Source organism: Streptococcus cristatus (assembly GCF_963529205.1).
Taxonomy (GTDB): Bacteria; Bacillota; Bacilli; order Lactobacillales; family Streptococcaceae; genus Streptococcus; species Streptococcus cristatus_O.
On the sequence record NZ_CAURYF010000027.1, the window covers coordinates 1 to 20,524 of the forward strand.

A 20,524-nucleotide genomic window follows, 5' to 3' on the forward strand; every position below is an offset into this window, starting at 1 on the left:
TGGCCATGTGTGTCAATGATATCATCGCTGCAGGTGCGGAGCCCCTCTATTTCCTCGACTATGTGGCGACAGGGAAGAATGAACCAGCTAAACTAGAACAAGTAGTCGCTGGTGTAGCAGAAGGCTGTGTGCAGGCTGGTGCTGCCCTCATCGGTGGTGAAACGGCTGAAATGCCTGGTATGTATGGTGCAGATGACTATGATTTGGCTGGTTTTGCGGTCGGTGTGGCTGAAAAATCTCAAATCATCGATGGGTCAAAAGTAGCTGAAGGTGATGTCCTTCTCGGACTTGCTTCCAGTGGGATTCACTCAAATGGTTACTCACTCGTGCGTCGTGTCTTTGCAGACTACACAGGTGAAGAAGTCCTGCCAGAGTTGGAAGGCAAGAAACTCAAGGAAGTCCTTCTTGAGCCGACTCGTATCTATGTCAAGGCTGTCTTACCACTCATCAAGGAAGAGTTGGTCAACGGTATTGCCCACATTACAGGTGGTGGCTTTATTGAGAATGTTCCTCGTATGTTTGCAGATGACCTAGCTGCGGAAATTGAAGAAGACAAAGTCCCAGTGCTTCCGATTTTCAAAGCTCTTGAAAAATACGGTGAAATCAAGCATGAGGAAATGTTTGAAATCTTCAATATGGGTGTGGGACTCATGTTGGCAGTTAGCCCTGAAAATGTAGGTCGTGTCAAGGAATTGTTGGATGAACCAGTCTATGAAATTGGTCGCATCGTCAAGAAAGAAAACGAAAGTGTCATCATCAAATGAAAAAAATAGCGGTTTTTGCCTCTGGTAATGGCTCAAATTTTCAGGTGATTGCCGAAGAATTTCCGGTAGAGTTTGTCTTTTCAGACCATCGTGACGCCTATGTGCTCGAGCGTGCAGACAAGCTCGGCGTTCTGTCCTATGCTTTTGAACTCAAGGAGTTTGAGAACAAGGCAGACTACGAAGCAGCTCTTGTCGAACTCTTGGAAGAACACCAGATTGACTTGGTTTGTCTAGCAGGCTACATGAAAATCGTTGGGCCAACCTTATTGGCAGCTTATGAAGGTCGAATCATCAATATCCATCCAGCCTACTTGCCAGAATTTCCAGGAGCTCATGGGATTGAGGACGCTTGGAATGCTGGTGTCGCTGAGAGTGGCGTGACCATTCACTGGGTGGATTCGGGTGTGGATACAGGAAAGGTCATCAAACAAGTACGCGTACCACGACTGGCTGATGATACCATCGAAAGCTTTGAAGCTCGCATTCATGAGGCGGAGTACAAGCTGTATCCGGAGGTGTTGGATAGCTTGGGAGTGAAGAGACGATAGGAAGGAAGTCTGAAATGCTTTTTGGAAGGGTTAAAGACCTCTTCAAAAGCTACCTCTATTAGGGATTAGTAAATCATGAGTAAGGGCATTAGCTAAGGAGAATTTATGGGGCTATTTGATTTTTTTAAGAAGAAATCTTCTGACGAAGAGAAGTCAACTAAAGATGAAGACAAGATTGTTATTAAAGTTGAAAATACAGATGATAGCGCTCCAGGATGGGAAGCGATTGATGCAGAGTTTAATCGTTTATATCCGGATCAGCCCAATCCACTTCATTATGGGACAGTTATCAAGTATATGCTAGGCGGTCCAGATCCACTTGATGGCATCAGTGTTTACGATGCAGGAGATTTTTGGCATTTTGTTGGCTATGGCTTGTCAGAATTATATACAAAGGAAAGCTCAGATCCAGAATACAGTGGTTATGGGATTGAATTAACGTTTAAGTTAAAGAAATCAGATAATGACGACGAAGAAGAAATTAACAATGGCTGTGGTCTGCTACAGTATGTGGCAAGATATATTTTTCAAACAGGTAAAGTGGTTTTGCCAGAAGAATACATTTATACCAAGCAAACGGTAGGAATTGATGCCCAACAGAAATCTAATTTGACAGGCTTCTTGACTGCTGCTGATGATTTAGCTAAGCCTCTAGATACTCCGCATGGAAAAGTGGAATTTGTAACCTTAATTGGTGCAACAGACGCCGAACTGCGAAGTATTTATGAAAGTGAGACAAGTAAGCTGGAGGTTAGGAAATTGTTGAAAGAACTTGGAGATCAGATTACAGATTATAATCGCCAGTCTTTGGTTTAAATGATGTGAAAGCACCTCTTGATACAATGAAAGGAAAAAACATGACTAAACGCGCCTTAATCAGCGTCTCAGACAAAGCGGGCATTGTCGAATTTGCCCAAGAACTTAAAAAACTTGGTTGGGGGATTATCTCGACAGGTGGGACCAAGGTTGCCCTTGATAATGCTGGGGTGAAGACCGTTGCGATTGATGATGTGACTGGTTTTCCAGAAATGATGGATGGCCGTGTCAAGACTCTTCACCCAAATATCCATGGCGGACTCCTCGCTCGTCGTGATCTCGACAGCCACCTAGAGGCTGCCAAAGAGAATCAGATTGAACTCATCGATCTTGTAGTGGTCAATCTCTATCCTTTTAAGGAAACGATTCTAAAACCAGATGTGACCTATGCAGATGCGGTAGAAAATATCGATATCGGTGGGCCATCTATGCTTCGTTCAGCAGCTAAAAACCATGCCAGCGTGACAGTTGTGGTAGACCCTGCTGACTATGCTGTGGTTTTGGACGAGTTGTCAGCCAATGGCCAAACGACTTACGAAACTCGTCAACGTCTGGCAGCTAAAGTTTTCCGTCACACAGCAGCTTACGATGCTCTGATTGCAGAATACTTCACAGCTCAAGTGGGGGAAAGCAAACCTGAGAAGCTCACTTTGACTTATGACCTCAAACAAGCCATGCGCTATGGGGAAAATCCTCAGCAGGATGCGGACTTCTACCAAAAAGCTTTGCCGACAGACTACTCGATTGCGTCAGCGAAACAGCTCAACGGTAAGGAATTGTCCTTCAACAATATCCGCGATGCAGATGCAGCTATCCGTATTATCCGTGATTTTAAAGACCGTCCAACCGTTGTAGCGTTGAAACATATGAATCCGTGCGGTATCGGTCAGGCAGATGATATCGAAACTGCTTGGGACTATGCTTATGAGTCTGACCCAGTATCTATCTTTGGTGGAATTGTCGTTCTCAACCGTGAGGTGGATGCTGCGACAGCTGAGAAGATGCACGACATTTTCCTTGAAATCATCATCGCACCAAGCTATACGGATGAAGCGCTAGCCATTTTGACCAACAAAAAGAAAAACTTGCGTATCCTTGCCTTGCCATTTGACGCTCAAGATGCTAGTGAAGTGGAAGCAGAGTACACAGGTGTGGTAGGTGGACTTCTTGTGCAAAACCAAGACGTGGTCAAAGAAAGCCCAGCTGACTGGCAAGTGGTGACCAAGCGTCAACCGACTGAGACAGAGGCAACAGCTCTTGAATTCGCTTGGAAGGCCATCAAATACGTCAAATCAAACGGTATCATCGTGACCAACGACCACATGACTCTGGGCGTTGGCCCAGGACAAACCAACCGTGTGGCCTCTGTTCGTATTGCGATTGAACAAGCTAAAGACCGCCTTGATGGTGCTGTGCTTGCTTCCGATGCCTTCTTCCCATTTGCCGATAACGTGGAAGAAATTGCCAAAGCAGGTATCAAGGCCATCATCCAGCCGGGTGGCTCTGTCCGTGACCAAGAATCTATCGAAGCGGCGGATAAATATGGTTTGACCATGGTCTTCACAGGCGTGAGACATTTTAGACATTAAGGAGATTTATATTGGAGAAAATGCTTAAATCTTTTCTCCAATTTTTTTGCGCAAAAAAACTCCCAAAAGAATGAATATATCATCTTTTGGGAGTTGATTTTTATAGGGACTTAGCAGAATTAGAAAGAAAGTCCACTTTGGAAAGCGCTGAGTTTTTGTTTAGCTACTTCGTTGATTTGATCGATAGCAGCATTGATAGCTTGGCTAGTCAAATCAGATAGAGTTTCCATATCTTCTGGGTCTACGATAGCAGGCTGAAAGTCAATTTTGACAACCTTTTTATCACCAGTAAGAGTTGCTACAACTAAATCTTGGCTAGATTTTCCAATAAATTCAGTTGCCGCTAATTCTGCTTGAGCAATGTCCATTTCTTTTTTTAATTTTTGGGCTTGCTTCATCATGTTTTGCATATTCATCATAAGATTTTCTTTCCTTTCTCTTGCAAGGGCTGAGCCCCTTAGTAATCCTCACTCTTCAATTATATCATTTTTTAGAAAAGTGGCAAGAAGAACATTTCTAGAAGGTTTGACAAAGATTTAGCGTTTATAGTAGAATGGTCATGAATCTATATCCCAAGGAGAAGATAACTTGAAAAATAAGAAGATAAAAGCTTTGTTGTTGGTAGTGCTCTCATCCCTCTTCATCCTAATCGGCTGTAGTGGTAGCCCTAAAATTCAGGGGAAATGGAATGTTCAGGATGTTAGAGGAGAACAAATGACCATTGAAATAAAAGAGAAAACCATCATTATCAACGAAGAAGAGTATAAGTATACTCAAAATGCTGTTGGTTTTAAAAATGGGGTGAGTTATTATGGTCTGACTCGGAAAGATAATGGCAAAATATTTTCTATCGTCTTTCCTGAGAAAGATAAAAATGTTGCTATTATGCTAATTCCTGATTCAGACGATGACTATCTCACAGGTAGTATGCTCTTTGCTATGAACCGCAAGGAAAAGCCAGATTATAAAAAATATGCAGAAAAATATTTCAATCTAAAATAAGAGAAAAAGGCGCCGAAAAATCAGCGTCTTTTAGGTTTTATTAAAGTGATGTCATGGTTGGCAAGTACAGACTAGATTGCCCTAAATCAACCGTCAGCTGATAATCGGTCTTATCACGGACGGTATGCTCAAAGTCTGTAGTGTAGAGGACAAGGCGCAGTTGGTCGCCTTTTTTCATCTTGTAGATGGTTGGTTGCAGCTCAAAGCTACATTCCATCCATTGGTCAGGGGCAACTTCTTCGACCGTCAGCAAATCTGTCCGATTTTGTAGATTGAGGAAGCCTTTGGTAATGACACGATGTGGCGTTGCAGCAAAAGGCAGCTCCAGCAGATTGTCCAGCATATAGTAGCGGCCATTGTCCATGACTCGAGGCTCAAGCGGTGTCGGAATCGGAGTGAGGCGTTTGGCTGGTCCAAAGTCCAGTAGCTGGGCGGAAATCAGCCCCTTGTCCGTGCTGGATTTAAGGCGAAGATTGAGCTGGCTCGCTCCGTTGAGAAAGAGGTCCTTTTCCAAAGTCCAATTCAGAGTAATCTGGTTAACCTTGCCGTCAAAGAGCTCGTTTTTAAAGTTTTGGTAATTTTTAGCAAAACGATTGTAATCTTCTTCTGAATACTGGTTTTGAATCTCTTGAGTGCCTTTACCTAGGTGGAAATGAGAGTAGTGTTCTTGTCCACCAAAGTCCTCCAGAGTCAGCCAGTTTTGAGCCTGGCTGTTGTCCTGCCAGATGACTGGCGGCAGTTCGAAGTCTGAAGCATGGCCTAGCAGTTTCTTGCTGAGGAGAGCGTTCATGGCTTCGCGGAAGTCAATGGACTGCCAGTTGTTCATGTAAACATGGGCACCGTTATGGAAAAAGAGGTGTTTTTTGATGTGAGCTGGCAGAGCTCGGAACATATTATAGACATGAAGGGGCTTGACATTCCAGTCCTGAGAACCATGTGTGAAGACGACTTCGGCCTTGACCTTATCTGCATGGAGCAGGTAGTTGCGATCATGCCAAAATTGATTGTAGTCTCCGATTTGTCGGTCTAAGTCTTTGCGCTGTTGCTCTAGACTTTGCTGATAAGCGTCGTTGTGGCGCAGGTAGTCACCAGCCCTCAGGTTGCGGGAGTAAGTCAATTCGGTCAAGGATTCAAAATCCTCTCCTGGGTAGCCGCCAGGACTTGTTACGAGGCCATTTTCGCGGTAGTAGTTGTACCAAGAAGAAATACCAGCTTCGGCAATGATGACCTCCAGACCATCTACACCAGTTGTCGCCAACCCATTGGACATGGTTCCCAGATAGGAGATACCGGTCGTAGCCACTTTTCCGTTGGACCAAGTAGCCTTGATTGCCCGCTGGCGCGTGTGGTCAGTGAAGGCTCGGCAGCGGCCGTTGAGCCAGTCTATGACGTTCTTATAAGCCTCAATCTGCTTATAGTCACCGCTAGTCATCAGGCCTTCAGAGTCTTTAGTTCCCACGCCAGAGACATAGAGATTGGCAAAGCCGCGGGGTAGCAAGTAGTCATTGAGCGTGTAGGTACCGATATGCCCCAATTTTTCCTCAGCTTCAGAGACTTCTTGGGCTGGAGCTGGCGCGTCCAGTTGGAGCGATTTGAGCTTAGGATCTTGTACTGTGATTTGATGAGGCTCTTTTTTTGCCAAGTCTACATTCATATTGTGGAGAGCCTTGTCGCTAGCCGGATCGTTGGTTCCCTGATGATAGGGAGAAGCGGTCATGACGGCAGGGATTTGCCCTTGGTAACGAGGACGGATAATGCTAACCTTGACTAGATCTGGCAGGCCGTCTCCATCAGTATCAACTCGGCTTTCCACATAAACGACCTCGCGGATGGCATCGTAGCTGGTAAAAGTTGCCAAGCTCTTGCCGTTGAAGTAGTGGTAGGTATTGTCCTCAGGAATCAATCCCTCGCTGACCAGCTTATCAACCAGCAGATTGCCATTTTTTGTTCGAGTGTTGAGCAACTGATAGAGGTTTTCTAGCAGATCGCCGTAAACGATAGGAAAGTTGCTTTCTGTTCGGAATTTCTCAAGATCGGTGAAATCAACAAAAGGCACAAAATCTAAGAGCTGAAAGGCGGTCATGTAGAAGACCTCAGCTGTCAGTTCACGGTCTGACTCGAAGAAGGTCAACAAGTCAGTTTCGCTATCAGCGGCCCAAGCTCGAAGTAAGTAGTCGGTATCCTGATAGAGAAAGAAACAGCGTCCTAGAAAGTTTTGGAGATTGTCTTTGTCAGAAAGGTGTGGCTCATAAACAAAGCCCAAGTCAGCTAATTCTTGGCGCATGGTGTCTGGATTTGTCTTGTGATAACTATACTGATTGAAGCGCATATTTTTCCCTCTTTTTCTTATTTTTGTTTAAAATGACCTTTACATTATCCATTATACTTGATAAAATATAGATTGTCTAAAAAATTTTAAAGGAGAAATTAGATGGATTTCAGTTGGGCTATTAAATATGCCACGGAATTTTTAGGAACAGCCATCCTTATCATTTTGGGGAATGGTGCTGTTGCCAATGTTGAATTAAAAGGAACTAAAGGTCATCAAAGTGGCTGGTTAGTCATTGCCGTTGGTTACGGTATGGGGGTTATGATTCCAGCTCTGATGTTTGGAAATACCTCAGGTAACCACATCAACCCTGCTTTCACTTTAGGGCTTGCAATTAGCGGTTACTTCCCATGGGCTCAGGTAGCTCCTTATATTATTGCTCAAGTTTTGGGTGCGATCTTCGGACAGGCTTTGGTCGTAGCGACACACCGCCCTTACTACTTGAAAACAGAAAATCCAAACAATATCTTGGGTACTTTCTCAACCATTTCAAGTCTAGATCATGGAACACCTGAATCTCGTAAAGCAGCAACAATCAATGGCTTTATCAATGAGTTTGTTGGTTCATTTGTTCTTTTCTTTGCAGCGATGGGCATGACTAAACTTCACTTCGGTGCGGAATTGAAGGTTCTTATCGAGAAGAATGTACAACAACAAGCTCTTCAAGCAGCTCAAGCAGGTCAAAAAGTAGCAGAATCAGATGTTCAAAGTCTTATTCACAATACATTTGCACAAGCAACAAATGGTTCATCTGCTGTCGCTCACTTGGCACTTGGTTTCCTTGTCATGGCTTTGGTAACTTCACTTGGAGGTCCTACTGGACCAGGTCTTAACCCAGCCCGTGACCTTGGACCTCGTATCCTGCACTTTATCTTGCCAAAATCAATCCTTGGTGAACACAAGGGTGATTCAAAATGGTGGTATTCTTGGGTACCGGTTGTGGCACCAATTCTTGCAGGTATCACAGCAGTAGCTTTGTTTAAAGCGATTTACGGATAATATCTATCGAAAGACTGAGAGCAATCTCGGTCTTTTTTGTCAGCCTTTGAGTAGCGGGAAATTACCATATATTTTATGCTTCCGGCCTTGTTTGATTAGGATTGTGGAAATGTTCTGAAAATTGTTGGTTTGCGCATAATTTCTTGTAAAAAATATGAAAATCTATTACAATAAAATGGTTTGGAGGAAGTTATGAGTGTAAATCATGTTGCAAGAATCGTTCCAGTAATAAAAGTAAATAATCGGAACCTAAATCAAGATTTCTATGTTAAAACGCTAGGGATGAAATCCCTATTAGAAGAAGGAGCCCAGTTGTCTTTGGGGGATCGAACCAGAACAGAAAGATTGATTTTAGAAGAATCTCCAAGCATGCGCTCTCGTCGAGTTAAAGGAGCAAAGAAATTGGCTCGCTTAGTAATCAAGGTGGCAAAAGTGGCAGAAATTGAGGCTTTGCTGGCTCGAGGAATCCAAATTGACAATTTGTATCGTGGGGAGAAAGGATATGCTTTTGAAGCGACTTCCCCAGAAGGTGATCGTATCTTGCTCCATGCGGAAGAGAAGTTGACTTGTCTGCAACCAGTCCAAGAAACTCCTGCATTTGAAGTGCAGGACGATTTTATCGGCTTGAGTCAATTTGATGTGGAAAAGATCGAGCTTCGTGCTCCAGATTTGCAGGCTGTCAAGGATTTCTATCAGCCAGTAAGCAATGTCTTGGATTTCCTAGATGTGCAGGAAGCCCAAGGAGAAGATTTGACAGCTGATAATACGAAAACTTGGGATTTGGCTATGCTCAAATGTTTGGTGGCGAATTTTGATGTGGAACAACTGTCATCGATTTTTGCGACGCAGGAGTTTTTTGTCCCAAAATCTAAAAAATTCTTGGTCAGCCAGGATCAAAGTAATATTGAATTATGGTTTGAGCAACTATGACCCAGCGGATTTTAGAAAAGATAGATCAGCAGCTTGCTGTGGGGCTTTATCCTGGGGCTAGTTTGTCTCTTTATCGAGATGGGCACTGGCAGAGTTTCTATCTGGGCTTGGCAGACCCGGCCAATCAATCAGTAACGCGAGCAGGTCTCGTTTATGATCTAGCCAGTGTCAGCAAGGTTGTCGGAGTAGGGACCTTGGTGGCATTTCTGTTTCAGAGTGGTGACTTGGATATCGATGCGCCTTTGCGGCGATATTATCCTGCCTTTCATGATGATCGGGTGACCCTGCGCCAGCTTTTGACCCATACTTCTGGGCTCGATCCCTTTATTCCCAATCGAGATAGGCTCAATGCTCAAGAATTAAATGCGGCTCTCAATAGCTTGACAGTGCGGGATGATAAAACCTTCCATTATACAGATGTCAACTTTCTCCTGCTGGGCTTTATGCTGGAGGAGATCTATGGGGAGGATTTGGACAAGTTATTTGAAGAAAAGATTTTTCAGCCATGGGCGATGCGGAAAACCAGCTTTGGACCAGTAGCTTCTGCGGTTCCGACTGTTCGTGGTGTTAAAGCGGGTGTGGTTCATGATCCCAAAGCGCGTGTCTTAGGCCAGCATGCTGGGAGTGCCGGGCTTTTTTCAACGCTTGAGGATTTGCAGATCTTTTTAGAGCATTATTTGCAGGATGAATTTGCAGAGAAATTGAGCCAAAACTTTGCTTCAGAGCCCGGCAAGACGCGCAGTCTAGCTTGGAATTTGGAGGGAGAATGGCTGGATCATACCGGCTATACGGGTACTTTTATCATGTACAATCGCACGGAGCAGAAAGCTGCAATCTTTCTGTCCAATCGCACCTATGAAAAGGATGAACGTGCCCAGTGGATTTTAGACCGCAATGAACTGATGGATTTAATCAGGAAAGAGTGGTAGTGGCCGCCCTACCGAAGCTAAAGGCCAGTCACTGATGACGAAATAGGATAGAACTCCGGCACTTGCTTGGAGTTTTTGACTGTTCGACTTGCCTTGACCAGCCAAAACAGGAAAAGATCGCTTTTTTTTCAAAAGTATATTAAAATATAGAAGATAGAAGGAAGAAATAGAGAGAAAGTATGACAAAAGAGAAGGGTGTCGGCAAGGCACATAGCAAGATTATTCTTATGGGAGAGCATTCGGTGGTCTATGGCTATCCAGCCTTGGCTTTGCCTCTCAACAATATCGAAGTGACTTGTCAGGTATTTCCTTCCGAGAAGCCTTGGACTCTCTATGAGCAAGATACCTTGTCCATGGCTGTGTTTGCCTGTCTGGAGCACTTAGGGAAGCAAGGCGCTCAGATTCGTTGTCAAGTGGATTCTATGGTGCCAGAAAAGCGGGGCATGGGCTCCTCTGCTGCTGTCAGTATTGCAGCCATTCGTGCGGTTTTTGACTACTTCGAAGAAGTCTTGGATCATGAGACGCTGGAAATTCTGGCCAATCGGGCAGAGATGATTGCCCATATGAATCCAAGCGGTCTGGATGCCAAGACCTGCCTTAGTGATGTAGCTATCAAGTTTATCCGCAATGTCGGATTTTCAGAGATTGAGCTAGATTTGGGCGCTTATCTGCTGATTGCGGATACGGGTATTCACGGACATACGCGGGAAGCCATCAAAAAGGTGGAAAGCTTGGGTCAGGAGGCTCTGCCCCTTTTACAGGAGTTGGGAAATCTGACGAAAATCGTTGAGAAGGCGATCCACCTTAAGGATTTGCTGACCATGGGACAGGCCATGACCAAGGCTCACGGCAAACTAGCCCAGTTGGGAGTTTCCTGCCAGCTATCTGATGATTTGGTCGAGCTGGCGCTTCAAAATGGAGCTCTCGGAGCTAAAATGAGTGGCGGTGGCCTAGGTGGCTGCGTGATTGTGCTAATAAAAGAAAAGAAAGAGATGGAAGTCCTAGCCCGTCTTTTGAGAGAGAAAGGAGCCAGCAATATATGGATAGAAAGTCTGTAAGTGTCAAGTCTTACGCCAATATTGCTATTGTCAAGTATTGGGGCAAGGCAGATGCCGAGCGGATGATTCCTGCTACCAGCAGTATTTCCTTGACTTTAGAGAATATGTACACCCAAACCCAGTTAAGTCCGCTTGCGGCTGAGGCTGCTAGCGATGAATTTTATATTGATGGGCAACTGCAAAGCCCGGAAGAGCATGCCAAAGTCAGTCGAATTATTGACCGTTTTCGGACGGAGCCAAGTGATTGGGTGCGGATTGATACCAGTAACAATATGCCGACAGCGGCAGGCTTATCCTCTAGTTCTAGCGGCTTATCTGCTCTGGTCAAGGCTTGTGATGCTTATTTTGAAACTCATTACAATACCGAGGAGTTGGCTCAGTTGGCCAAGTTTGCTTCAGGTTCGTCAGCCCGCTCCTTTTTTGGTCCTTTGGCAGCATGGGACAAGGATAGCGGAGCAATTTATCCTGTGCAAACCGACCTTAAGCTAGCCATGATTATGTTGGTGCTTCATGATGAGAAAAAGCCCATTTCTAGTCGACTTGGCATGCAGCTCTGTGCTGAAACGTCCAAAAATTTTCAAGCTTGGATTGACCAGTCAACTCAAGACTATCAGGATATGCTGGCTCACTTAAAGGATAATGATTTTGAGAAAGTTGGGCAATTGACCGAGGAGAATGCTTTGCGGATGCATGCAACGACAGAGACAGCCACGCCTCCATTTACTTATCTGACGGAGGAAAGCTATGCTGCAATGGACTTTGTTCGCCAGCTCCGGGACCAGGGGTATCGTTGCTATTTCACCATGGACGCTGGTCCTAATGTCAAGGTTCTCTGCCTTGAAGAGGACTTGGAAGACTTGGTGCCCCTCTTTGCGGATCAGTACCGTCTGATTGTCTCCAAAACGAAGGAATTGCCTGATGGAAACTAAGATGCAAGTCCAGACCTGCGGAAAGCTCTATCTAGCTGGAGAATACGCTGTTCTGAGCCCTGGTTATGCGGCTTTGATTAAGAATATTCCCATCTATATGCGGGCAGAGATCGAGGCGGCGGACAGCTACGAGCTGGATTCGGATCTCTTTAGCCACAAAGCCAGTCTAGAGCCAGACGCGGACTATGCCTTGATTCAAGAGACCATTCAGTTGATGAACGACTATCTCAGCTTGCTGCAAGTACCGTCGCACCCATTTGCTCTGACCATCAGAGGAAAAATGGAGAAAGACGGGCGCAAGTTTGGGCTGGGTTCCAGTGGCAGCGTGGTTATCTTGACGATCAAGGCTATGGCTGCCTTTTATCAGCTGAAACTAAGCTCTGACCTCCTCTTTAGACTAGCTGCAGTAGTACTTCTCAAGCGGGGGGATAATGGCTCCATGGGTGATTTGGCCTGCATTGCTTATGAACAACTGGTTTATTATCGTTCTTTTGACCGGATGGCTGTTCGTGCGCGATTAGCTGACACAAGTCTATTAGAGATTTTGAAGCAAGATTGGGGCTATGAAATCAAGCCCATCCATCCTGCTTTAGCCTGTGATTTTCTGGTTGGTTGGACTCGAGAACCAGCTATTTCGAGTGACCTTGTCAAGCAGGTTAAGTCGAGTTTGAACGAAGACTTCTTGACTCAAACCCAGCTTCAGGTGGATTGTCTGAAAGAAGCTTTTGAGTCCGCGGATAAGACAACTGTAAAAGATAGTCTATCGACTGCCAGCCAGCTTTTAGACAGGCTCAGTCCGCTGATTTATACGGAGAAATTACAGGCCTTAAGAGAGGCGAGTCAGGGATTAGATTGTGTCGCTAAAAGCAGTGGGGCTGGCGGTGGAGACTGTGGTTTCGCCCTGTCTTTTGCTACCGAAGATAGCCAAACCTTGATCCAACGCTGGCAAGAAGCTGGTCTGGAATTACTCTACCAAGAAAGGATAGGTGCTCATGAGCCAAAGTCGTAAAGATGATCATATCAACTACGCCCTAGAACAGCCCCTTGGCTACAATAGCTTTGATGATATAGAATTGATTCATCGCTCTTTGCCAGCCTATGATTTGGCCGAGATTGATTTATCAACTCATTTCGCCGGTCGTGACTGGGATTTTCCCTTTTATATCAATGCTATGACAGGTGGAAGTCCAAAAGGTCGAGAAATCAATGAAAAACTGGCTAAAGTGTCGGAGGCCTGCGGTATCCTCTTTGTGACAGGTTCCTACAGTGCTGCTCTGAAAAATCCAGATGATGATTCTTACGCTGTGGCAAAGGATAAGCCTAGCCTACTCTTGGCCAGCAATATCGGACTTGACAAACCAGTAGCAGCAGGCTTGCAGACAGTGTCGGATTTGAAACCTTTATTTCTCCAGCTACATATTAATGTCATGCAAGAATTGCTAATGCCTGAGGGAGAGCGGACTTTCAAAACTTGGAAGCAGCATTTGGAAGCCTATGGAAAAGATTTTCCGGTCCCCCTTGTCCTCAAGGAAGTAGGCTTTGGCATGGATCGAAAGGCGATTGAGGAAGCGCAGGCACTAGGAATTTCAACCTTTGATATTTCTGGTCGTGGTGGAACGAGCTTTGCCTATATTGAAAATCGGAGGAGCGGTCAGCGAGACTATCTCAACGGTTGGGGGCAGACCACAGCCCAGGCCTTACTGGCAGCCCAAGACTGGGTGGACAAGGTGGAGTTATTGGCTAGCGGTGGCATTCGCCATCCTCTAGACATGGTCAAAGCCTTGGTCCTTGGTGCTAAAGCAGTCGGCCTTTCTCGGACTATGTTAGCCTTGGTCGAAAAATATCCAGTCGAAGAGGTCGTTGCTATCGTAAATGGCTGGAAAGAAGACTTACGTTTATTGATGTGTGCCCTGTCTTGTCGCAACCTTGAAGACTTAAAATCCGTCCCTTATCTGCTTTACGGTCGATTAAAAGAAGGAGCCGAACAGGTGCAATAATAAGTGGATGCTATGCTTTATCTAGCTGAGAAAATGCTTTGGCAGATCATTCAAAGAAAAGCGAAATTTATTCTTGCCATTTGCTAGGAAATCTAGTATAATTATTATTTGTGAGTGAACCTCACTTACCCCTTGCAGCGACTTGGGGTCATTAGACCAAAAGGAGGAACATATCAATGGCTAAATACGAAATTCTTTATATTATTCGTCCAAACATTGAAGAAGAAGCTAAAAACGCTTTGGTAGCACGCTTTGACTCTATCTTGACTGACAACGGTGCAACTGTTGTTGAATCAAAAGATTGGGAAAAACGTCGTCTTGCATACGAAATCCAAGATTTCCGTGAAGGACTTTACCACATCGTTAACGTTGAAGCAAACGACGATGCAGCTCTTAAAGAGTTTGACCGTCTTTCAAAAATCAACGCTGACATTCTTCGTCACATGATCGTCAAACTTGACGCTTAAGAAGGTAAATTATGATTAATAACGTTGTACTTGTGGGACGTATGACCCGTGATGCTGAACTTCGCTATACACCGCAAAACCAAGCGGTCGCAACCTTTACTCTGGCTGTTAATCGCAACTTTAAAAACCAAAGTGGTGAGCGTGAAGCGGACTTTATCAATGTTGTTATCTGGCGTCAGCAGGCAGAAAATCTTGCTAATTGGGCCAAAAAAGGCGCTCTGATCGGAATTACTGGTCGCATTCAGACTCGTAACTACGACAATCAGCAAGGCCAGCGTGTCTATGTCACAGAAGTCGTTGCAGACAACTTCCAGCTTCTGGAAAGTCGTGCAAGCCGCGAAGGGCAGCCTTCAGCTGGCTTTGGTGGCGGTGGCTTCGGTGGAAATTCTGCACCAAGCTATGGTAATGCTGACTCATTCAACCAAGTACCGAATTTTTCTCGTGATGAAAGCCCATTCGGCAATTCAAACCCGATGGACATCTCGGACGATGATTTACCATTCTAATAATGGACAAAACTAGAACTATAATATAAAGGAGAATAACATGGCTCAACAACGTCGTGGCGGATTCAAACGCCGTAAAAAAGTTGATTACATCGCAGCAAACAAAATTGAATATGTTGATTACAAAGATACTGAGCTTCTTAGCCGTTTCGTTTCAGAACGTGGGAAAATCCTTCCTCGTCGTGTAACAGGAACTTCAGCTAAAAACCAACGTAAAGTAACAACAGCTATCAAACGCGCTCGCGTAATGGCTTTGATGCCTTTCGTAAATGAAGACTAATATGAATCCCTGCTTCTAGCAGGGATTTTTGCTGTCTTGATGATAGGAAGGGACAGTGCTATAATAGAAGCAACTATTGAGATATGAGAGGCTGGCCATGACAGAAAAACTAGTCATCAGAAAGATGCTTTTTGAGGACATTGAAAGACTATCGAATGCTTTTATCCAGCAAGGCTGGCCTGGTCGGAGAGAGATTTTAAAAAACTACTTTCTGGAGCAAGAGGCGGGTGAGCGCCAAGTTTTGGTGGCGGTTGTTGGGAAATTTTTGGCTGGCTACATTACAGTCATCCCATTGGCAAAGCATGGGCCTTTTGCTGGTCTTTATCCTGAGTTAACGGATTTTAATGTTTTTGAAAGTTTCCAAAAGCGAGGAATTGGCACAGCTTTATTGGACAAAGCAGAGCAAGTAGCGCAGCATTATTCAGATGTGGTCAGCATGGGTGTTGGGCTACATAAAGGCTATGGTCCAGCACAACGACTGTATGTAGGTCGCGGTTATATGCCAGATGGGTCAGGAGTTTGGTTTCAAAATCAGCCACTTACGCCCTATGCTTCGTGCGAGAATAACGATGAGTTGGTGTTATACTTTTCAAAAAGAGCAAAATAAAAGAGGTTGAAAACCTCTTTTTTATATTGTTTAGTATTTCGCTGGTCCCATGGTTGCACTCTTGATATTGAAACGTTTCTTGAGGTAGAAACGAAGTGCTAGGGTGATCCCTCCGATGATGGCAACGACGATGTTTGACAAATGTGGGTTGAGAGAGTCGGGCAGTAGGCTAGAACCAACAATTGAAAGGGTCCAAAGAGCAATGGCTACTAGCATGATAAGGATAGATTTGAGTAGATGTGGTCGTTGGCTACGGTCAGTGTCTGGTCCGTAAAAACGGTAAACGAAATGATAGAGGGCGTAGAAAGCGAGACCCCCGACAATACTACCAAAGACAAGTGTCGTCATGCCGTAAACAGAGGGTTTAGAAGATGCCAAATTGACGATGGAAGTCAGAACGGTGAAGAAACCGAAAATGAAGAGGACGGAATCCAGCATCATCCATTTTGGATCATCATTTTGCTTGGGATGCTCGGCATCATAGCGCTCTTTGGCAGTGAGAGAAGAAGCCCAGTAAGTTGGTGCCCCATAGAGAGCACGGGCAGGGATACCCTTGGCTTGATTTTCTAAAATGTTTGGAATGATTTCCTCTAAGATTGCCTTCACTTCTTCGTCGGATTTGCCATCTTTGAGGAGTTGGTGAGTGGCGATGTGGAGAAATTCCTTATTTTTCTTAGTTAGTTTGTCTGATACTACTTGTGACATGGTGGTCCTTTCTGGTGGTTAGAATAATTTTTTATGGAAGAGGTAGAGGGTTAGAGAGCCGCTCAGAGCAAAGGCGATAAACATGATAATCCAGAAGGCATTTGGCTCGCCGTTTAGAGGCAGTTCATTATCTTTGAAGTTCATCCCGTAGGCTGAGAAGAGCATAGTCGGGATGGACATAACAACGGTTACCAAGGCCAGTGTCTTCATGACATTGTTCTGGTTGTTGGAAATAATGGAAGCAAAAGTATCTGTCATGCTGTGGAGGATGTTTCCATAAATATCAGCCATCTCAATGGCCTGCTGGGTCTCGATCAGGGTGTCTTCCAGCAAGTCCTCATCTTCCAAGTATTTCTTAATATTGCTGGTAGAGCTGGTCAATTTTTTGATTACGCGCTCATTTGTCTTGAGGGAGGCCTTGAAATAGACGATGGTCTTTTCTAGCTCCATGAGCTCAATCAGTTCTTCATTTCGAGTTGATTGGTGCAGCTGGCTCTCAATCTGCTCGCTCTTGCGGTCAATGGAGCGCAGGGCTGTCAGATACAGCTCGGCATTGCGGTAGAGAATCTGAAAGATAAAACGTGACCGCATGAAGGTGTAAAAGTTGCGCAGTTGTCGATTGATGAAAATATCGAGAAGGGGCAATTTTTCCAAGCAGGTCGTGATGATGGCTTCTTCTGTGATGATAATACCAAGCGGGATAGTAACATAGTAAGTCTGATTATTCCGCTCCTCAGTGATGGGTACGTCTACGATGATCAGTGTGTACTCATCCTCAATGGTGACACGAGACATTTCTTCGGCATCGAGTGGTGCTCGTAGGTCGGCTATGTCAATGCCAAAGGCGTTTGCGATTTCTAAAGATTCATTTTGGGAAGGATTGACCATATTGATCCAAGTTCCCGATTCAAGTGTATCAATCTCCTTGAACTCGGTTGTTGTTGATAAAAATACTTGCTTCATATCTCCTCCTAGAATCGTTTATAAGCACCGTCTTATTATACTACAAATTCTAGTCTTTTGGGCAAAAGTTTGCAGAAAAATTTGCTATAATAGAAGAAGTTTAAAGGTAAAGTGTGGAAGAGATGCAAGATAAAATTGTGATTCATGGAGCGCGAGCTCATAATTTAAAAAATATTGATGTAGAAATACCCCGAGACAAGTTAGTCGTGGTGACTGGTCTGTCTGGTTCGGGAAAGTCCAGTCTGGCTTTTGACACCCTTTATGCTGAGGGACAACGCCGTTACGTTGAGAGCCTATCGGCCTACGCTCGGCAGTTTTTGGGCAATATGGAAAAGCCGGATGTGGACTCGATTGATGGTCTCAGCCCAGCTATTTCCATCGACCAGAAGACGACCAGCAAAAACCCCCGCTCAACAGTGGGAACTGCCACTGAAATCAATGATTACCTGCGCCTGCTCTATGCTCGTGTTGGAACGCCCTACTGTGTCAATGGACATGGAGCGATTAAGGCCTCGTCTGTTGAGCAGATTGTCGACAAGGTTTTAGAATTGCCAGAGCGTCAGCGGCTGCAGATTTTAGCGCCAGTCATTCGCAAGAAAAAGGGTCAGCATAAGACCGTTTTTGACAAGATTCAGAAGGACGGTTATGTCCGTGTGCGCGTGGATGGGGATGTCTACGATGTAACGGAAGTACCAGAGCTATCTAAGAGCAAGCAGCATGATATTGAGGTCGTGGTGGATAGAATTGTCATCAAGGAAGGGGTGCGCAGCCGCCTCTTTGACTCGGTCGAAGCGGCTCTGCGGATTGCTGAGGGCTATGTGGTGATTGACACTATGGATGGTCAAGAGCTGCTCTTTTCTGAGCATTATGCCTGCCCAGTCTGTGGCTTTACAGTTCCGGAGTTAGAGCCACGACTTTTCTCTTTCAATGCGCCTTTTGGTTCTTGTCCGGACTGTGACGGTCTGGGGGTTAAGCTGGAGGTGGATCTAGATGTGGTTGTGCCTGATGTTAGCAAGACCTTGCGTGAAGGAGCACTAGCACCTTGGAATCCCATTTCATCTAACTACTATCCGCAGATGCTAGAGCAGGCCATGGCCGCCTTTGGTATTGATATGGACAAGCCTTTTGATGATCTGACGGAGGAAGAAAAGAAACTGATTTTCTTTGGTTCAGATGGGCGGGAATTCCATTTCCACTATGAAAATGAATTTGGCGGTGTGCGCGATATTGATATTCCTTTTGAGGGGGTTGTTAGCAATATCAACCGTCGCTACCATGAAACCAATAGCGATTTTACTCGGACACAAATGCGAGCTTATATGAATGAACTGACTTGTGCAGCTTGCCACGGCTATCGTCTCAGTCCTCAGGCCTTGTCTGTTAAAGTTGGTGGTGAAGATGGCTTGCACATCGGTGAGATTTCAGACTTGTCCATTGCAGATCATTTGCTTCAGTTGGACAAGCTTAGCTTGACTGACAATGAAACGACGATTGCGCGCCCTATTCTCAAGGAAATTCATGACCGCCTGACCTTCCTCAATAACGTTGGCCTTAATTACCTGACTTTGTCTCGCTCGGCTGGGACTTTATCAGGAGGTGAGAGTCAGCGGATTCGCTTGGCGACTCAGATTGGTTCTAACTTGAGTGGCGTCCTCTATATCCTGGACGAGCCCTCTATTGGCTTGCACCAGCGTGACAATGACCGCCTGATTGCCAGCCTCAAGAAGATGCGCGACCTGGGAAATACCCTTATCGTGGTTGAGCACGATGAGGACACCATGCGGGAAGCTGACTGGCTGATTGATGTGGGACCAGGAGCCGGTGTTTTCGGTGGTGAAATCGTCGCAGCCGGTACTCCTGCACAAGTGGCCAAGAGCAAGAAATCCATCACAGGCCAATACCTGTCAGGTAAGCGCGAAATCCCAGTACCACTGGAACGCCGTGTAGGCAATGGCCGCTTTATTGAAGTGACAGGGGCTCAGGAAAATAATCTGCAGAATATCACGGCTAGATTCCCCTTGGGCAAATTTATCGCTGTGACCGGAGTTTCTGGGTCTGGTAAGTCAACGCTTGTCAACTCTATCCTTAAAAAGGCCATCGCACAAAAACTCAACCGCAATTCTGCCAAGCCAGGTAAGTTCAAGAAAATCAGTGGCATTGAGCATGTGGATCGATTGATTGATATTGACCAAAGTCCGATTGGTCGGACACCGCGCTCTAATCCCGCTACCTATACTGGGGTCTTTGACGATATTCGCGATCTGTTTGCTAAAACCAATGAAGCCAAGATTCGCGGCTATAAGAAGGGCCGTTTCAGCTTTAATGTCAAGGGCGGTCGCTGTGAGGCCTGCTCGGGTGATGGGATTATCAAGATTGAGATGCACTTCCTGCCTGACGTCTATGTGGCCTGCGAGGTCTGTCACGGCACCCGTTATAATAGCGAGACTCTAGAAGTCCACTACAAGGAGAAGAATATCGCTCAGGTTCTGGACATGACGGTCAATGATGCGGTAGAATTCTTCCAGCATATTCCCAAGATTGCCCGCAAACTCCAGACAATCAAGGATGTGGGACTAGGATATGTGACTCTGGGGCAGCCAGCCACGACCTTGTCAGGTGGTGAAGCCCAGCGGATGAAGCTAGCCAGCGAGCTTCACAAGCGCTCTACTGGTAAGTCCTTCTATATCTTGGATGAGCCGACCACGGGTCTGCATTCTGAAGATATTGCCAAGCTCCTTCAAGTGCTATCACGCTTTGTGGACGATGGCAATACAGTACTCGTTATCGAGCACAATTTGGATGTTATCAAGACAGCTGACCATATCATTGATTTGGGACCGGAAGGCGGTGTCGGTGGCGGTACGATTATTGCGACGGGGACACCGGAAGAAGTCGCAGCTAATCCAGCCAGCTATACCGGGCAATACTTGAAAGGCAAGCTGCACGTGAAATAATTTATCAAATCCCTGTTTGATATTAAGAACAGGGATTTTTCGTGTCAGAGAATGCTCATTGGATTCTAAGTCCTAGATACGGTTTGTCAAAAAAATGTCCTATTTGACTGGTTTTTTGATATAATAAGCTTAGTTATTTCACGGAGGTGCCT

General features: G+C 45.3%; 21 protein-coding genes. 17 read left to right on the plus strand and 4 right to left on the minus strand.

Annotated features, from left to right (window positions below; all coding sequences use genetic code 11):
• The 4 genes from purM to purH form a co-directional block, all read left to right on the plus strand.
• On the plus strand, nt 1-764 hold a 764-nt coding region (gene purM / locus RWS39_RS06965), incomplete at its 5' end, for a phosphoribosylformylglycinamidine cyclo-ligase (protein WP_314481842.1).
• Nucleotides 761-1,312 (plus strand): phosphoribosylglycinamide formyltransferase, encoded by a 552-nt coding sequence (gene purN / locus RWS39_RS06970; protein WP_314481844.1) that lies wholly within the window; start codon nt 761-763, stop codon nt 1,310-1,312. The genes purM and purN, both read left to right, overlap by 4 nt.
• 105 nt (nt 1,313-1,417) lie before the next feature.
• Nucleotides 1,418-2,128 (plus strand): suppressor of fused domain protein, encoded by a 711-nt coding sequence (locus tag RWS39_RS06975; RefSeq protein ID WP_314481846.1) that lies wholly within the window; start codon nt 1,418-1,420, stop codon nt 2,126-2,128.
• Nucleotides 2,129-2,169: 41 nt separating this feature from the next.
• A complete protein-coding gene (purH, locus tag RWS39_RS06980) occupies nt 2,170-3,717 on the plus strand; it encodes a bifunctional phosphoribosylaminoimidazolecarboxamide formyltransferase/IMP cyclohydrolase (RefSeq protein ID WP_314481848.1) in 1,548 nt (515 codons plus the stop codon).
• Between the two features lie 119 nt (nt 3,718-3,836).
• Here purH and RWS39_RS06985 read toward each other — a convergent pair whose 3' ends face one another.
• Nucleotides 3,837-4,136, minus strand: coding sequence for a YbaB/EbfC family nucleoid-associated protein (locus tag RWS39_RS06985; protein WP_314481850.1), 300 nt, complete (start codon nt 4,134-4,136; stop codon nt 3,837-3,839).
• A 169-nt stretch (nt 4,137-4,305) separates the two neighbouring features.
• Between RWS39_RS06985 and RWS39_RS06990 the strand changes: the two genes are divergently transcribed.
• Entirely contained in the window at nt 4,306-4,719 is a 414-nt protein-coding gene (locus tag RWS39_RS06990) for a glycosyltransferase (RefSeq protein WP_314481852.1), read from the plus strand.
• A gap of 40 nt (nt 4,720-4,759) precedes the next feature.
• Here the strand turns inward: RWS39_RS06990 and RWS39_RS06995 are convergent, their stop codons facing one another.
• Nucleotides 4,760-7,048: a Xaa-Pro dipeptidyl-peptidase gene (locus tag RWS39_RS06995; RefSeq protein WP_314481854.1), complete on the minus strand. Its 2,289-nt coding sequence runs from the start codon at nt 7,046-7,048 to the stop codon at nt 4,760-4,762.
• Nucleotides 7,049-7,150: 102 nt separating this feature from the next.
• Between RWS39_RS06995 and gla the strand changes: the two genes are divergently transcribed.
• The 11 genes from gla to RWS39_RS07050 all read left to right on the plus strand — a co-directional run bounded on the left by gla (nt 7,151) and on the right by RWS39_RS07050 (nt 15,750).
• Nucleotides 7,151-8,047, plus strand: coding sequence for an aquaglyceroporin Gla (gla, locus tag RWS39_RS07000; protein ID WP_125372557.1), 897 nt, complete (start codon nt 7,151-7,153; stop codon nt 8,045-8,047).
• Between the two features lie 192 nt (nt 8,048-8,239).
• Nucleotides 8,240-8,977, plus strand: coding sequence for a CppA N-terminal domain-containing protein (locus tag RWS39_RS07005; RefSeq protein ID WP_314481856.1), 738 nt, complete (start codon nt 8,240-8,242; stop codon nt 8,975-8,977).
• Nucleotides 8,974-9,906 (plus strand): serine hydrolase domain-containing protein, encoded by a 933-nt coding sequence (locus RWS39_RS07010; protein ID WP_314481858.1) that lies wholly within the window; start codon nt 8,974-8,976, stop codon nt 9,904-9,906. Before RWS39_RS07005 ends, RWS39_RS07010 begins: the two co-directional genes overlap by 4 nt.
• Before the next feature lie 179 nt (nt 9,907-10,085).
• The gene (gene mvk / locus RWS39_RS07015) at nt 10,086-10,964 is read left to right on the plus strand and encodes a mevalonate kinase (protein WP_314481860.1); all 879 of its coding nucleotides are present in this window, start codon (nt 10,086-10,088) and stop codon (nt 10,962-10,964) included.
• Nucleotides 10,946-11,893 (plus strand): diphosphomevalonate decarboxylase, encoded by a 948-nt coding sequence (gene mvaD, locus RWS39_RS07020; protein WP_314481862.1) that lies wholly within the window; start codon nt 10,946-10,948, stop codon nt 11,891-11,893. Before mvk ends, mvaD begins: the two co-directional genes overlap by 19 nt.
• Nucleotides 11,883-12,902, plus strand: coding sequence for a phosphomevalonate kinase (locus RWS39_RS07025; protein ID WP_314481864.1), 1,020 nt, complete (start codon nt 11,883-11,885; stop codon nt 12,900-12,902). Before mvaD ends, RWS39_RS07025 begins: the two co-directional genes overlap by 11 nt.
• Nucleotides 12,886-13,890 carry a type 2 isopentenyl-diphosphate Delta-isomerase gene (gene fni / locus RWS39_RS07030; RefSeq protein WP_314481865.1) on the plus strand — a complete coding sequence of 335 codons (1,005 nt, stop codon included), beginning with the start codon at nt 12,886-12,888 and terminating at the stop codon, nt 13,888-13,890. The genes RWS39_RS07025 and fni overlap by 17 nt, the downstream gene beginning before the upstream one ends.
• 176 nt (nt 13,891-14,066) lie before the next feature.
• The gene (gene rpsF, locus RWS39_RS07035) at nt 14,067-14,357 is read left to right on the plus strand and encodes a 30S ribosomal protein S6 (protein WP_002896497.1); all 291 of its coding nucleotides are present in this window, start codon (nt 14,067-14,069) and stop codon (nt 14,355-14,357) included.
• An 11-nt stretch (nt 14,358-14,368) separates the two neighbouring features.
• Nucleotides 14,369-14,863, plus strand: coding sequence for a single-stranded DNA-binding protein (locus RWS39_RS07040; RefSeq protein WP_005591685.1), 495 nt, complete (start codon nt 14,369-14,371; stop codon nt 14,861-14,863).
• 40 nt (nt 14,864-14,903) lie between these two features.
• On the plus strand, nt 14,904-15,143 hold the full coding sequence (gene rpsR / locus RWS39_RS07045) for a 30S ribosomal protein S18 (protein WP_000068664.1): 240 nt from the start codon (nt 14,904-14,906) through the stop codon (nt 15,141-15,143).
• 97 nt (nt 15,144-15,240) lie between these two features.
• Nucleotides 15,241-15,750 carry a GNAT family N-acetyltransferase gene (locus RWS39_RS07050; RefSeq protein WP_314481875.1) on the plus strand — a complete coding sequence of 170 codons (510 nt, stop codon included), beginning with the start codon at nt 15,241-15,243 and terminating at the stop codon, nt 15,748-15,750.
• 30 nt (nt 15,751-15,780) lie between these two features.
• Here the strand turns inward: RWS39_RS07050 and RWS39_RS07055 are convergent, their stop codons facing one another.
• Together RWS39_RS07055 and RWS39_RS07060 are read right to left on the minus strand one after the other, a co-directional pair.
• A complete protein-coding gene (locus tag RWS39_RS07055) occupies nt 15,781-16,455 on the minus strand; it encodes a DUF1129 domain-containing protein (RefSeq protein WP_187420857.1) in 675 nt (224 codons plus the stop codon).
• Between the two features lie 18 nt (nt 16,456-16,473).
• The gene (locus tag RWS39_RS07060) at nt 16,474-17,418 is read right to left on the minus strand and encodes a magnesium transporter CorA family protein (protein WP_005591688.1); all 945 of its coding nucleotides are present in this window, start codon (nt 17,416-17,418) and stop codon (nt 16,474-16,476) included.
• A 122-nt stretch (nt 17,419-17,540) separates the two neighbouring features.
• Here RWS39_RS07060 and uvrA point away from each other — a divergent pair, with 122 nt between their 5' ends.
• Entirely contained in the window at nt 17,541-20,372 is a 2,832-nt protein-coding gene (gene uvrA / locus RWS39_RS07065; RefSeq protein WP_314481882.1) for an excinuclease ABC subunit UvrA, read from the plus strand.
• Nucleotides 20,373-20,524: the final 152 nt, after the last annotated feature.

Bases quoted from the DNA above. Each gene is read 5' to 3' on its own strand.
- purH (WP_314481848.1), top strand. From the start codon at position 2,170: ATGACTAAACGCGCCTTAATCAGCGTCTCAGACAAAGCGGGCATTGTC.
- purN (WP_314481844.1), top strand. From the start codon at position 761: ATGAAAAAAATAGCGGTTTTTGCCTCTGGTAATGGCTCAAATTTTCAG.
- RWS39_RS07040 (WP_005591685.1), top strand. From the start codon at position 14,369: ATGATTAATAACGTTGTACTTGTGGGACGTATGACCCGTGATGCTGAA.
- mvaD (WP_314481862.1), top strand. From the start codon at position 10,946: ATGGATAGAAAGTCTGTAAGTGTCAAGTCTTACGCCAATATTGCTATT.
- RWS39_RS07025 (WP_314481864.1), top strand. From the start codon at position 11,883: ATGGAAACTAAGATGCAAGTCCAGACCTGCGGAAAGCTCTATCTAGCT.
- RWS39_RS07050 (WP_314481875.1), top strand. From the start codon at position 15,241: ATGACAGAAAAACTAGTCATCAGAAAGATGCTTTTTGAGGACATTGAA.
- RWS39_RS06985 (WP_314481850.1), bottom strand. From the start codon at position 4,136: ATGATGAATATGCAAAACATGATGAAGCAAGCCCAAAAATTAAAAAAA.
- RWS39_RS07005 (WP_314481856.1), top strand. From the start codon at position 8,240: ATGAGTGTAAATCATGTTGCAAGAATCGTTCCAGTAATAAAAGTAAAT.
- uvrA (WP_314481882.1), top strand. From the start codon at position 17,541: ATGCAAGATAAAATTGTGATTCATGGAGCGCGAGCTCATAATTTAAAA.
- gla (WP_125372557.1), top strand. From the start codon at position 7,151: ATGGATTTCAGTTGGGCTATTAAATATGCCACGGAATTTTTAGGAACA.
- RWS39_RS07060 (WP_005591688.1), bottom strand. From the start codon at position 17,418: ATGAAGCAAGTATTTTTATCAACAACAACCGAGTTCAAGGAGATTGAT.
- RWS39_RS07010 (WP_314481858.1), top strand. From the start codon at position 8,974: ATGACCCAGCGGATTTTAGAAAAGATAGATCAGCAGCTTGCTGTGGGG.
- rpsF (WP_002896497.1), top strand. From the start codon at position 14,067: ATGGCTAAATACGAAATTCTTTATATTATTCGTCCAAACATTGAAGAA.
- fni (WP_314481865.1), top strand. From the start codon at position 12,886: ATGAGCCAAAGTCGTAAAGATGATCATATCAACTACGCCCTAGAACAG.
- RWS39_RS06995 (WP_314481854.1), bottom strand. From the start codon at position 7,048: ATGCGCTTCAATCAGTATAGTTATCACAAGACAAATCCAGACACCATG.
- RWS39_RS07055 (WP_187420857.1), bottom strand. From the start codon at position 16,455: ATGTCACAAGTAGTATCAGACAAACTAACTAAGAAAAATAAGGAATTT.
- RWS39_RS06975 (WP_314481846.1), top strand. From the start codon at position 1,418: ATGGGGCTATTTGATTTTTTTAAGAAGAAATCTTCTGACGAAGAGAAG.
- mvk (WP_314481860.1), top strand. From the start codon at position 10,086: ATGACAAAAGAGAAGGGTGTCGGCAAGGCACATAGCAAGATTATTCTT.
- rpsR (WP_000068664.1), top strand. From the start codon at position 14,904: ATGGCTCAACAACGTCGTGGCGGATTCAAACGCCGTAAAAAAGTTGAT.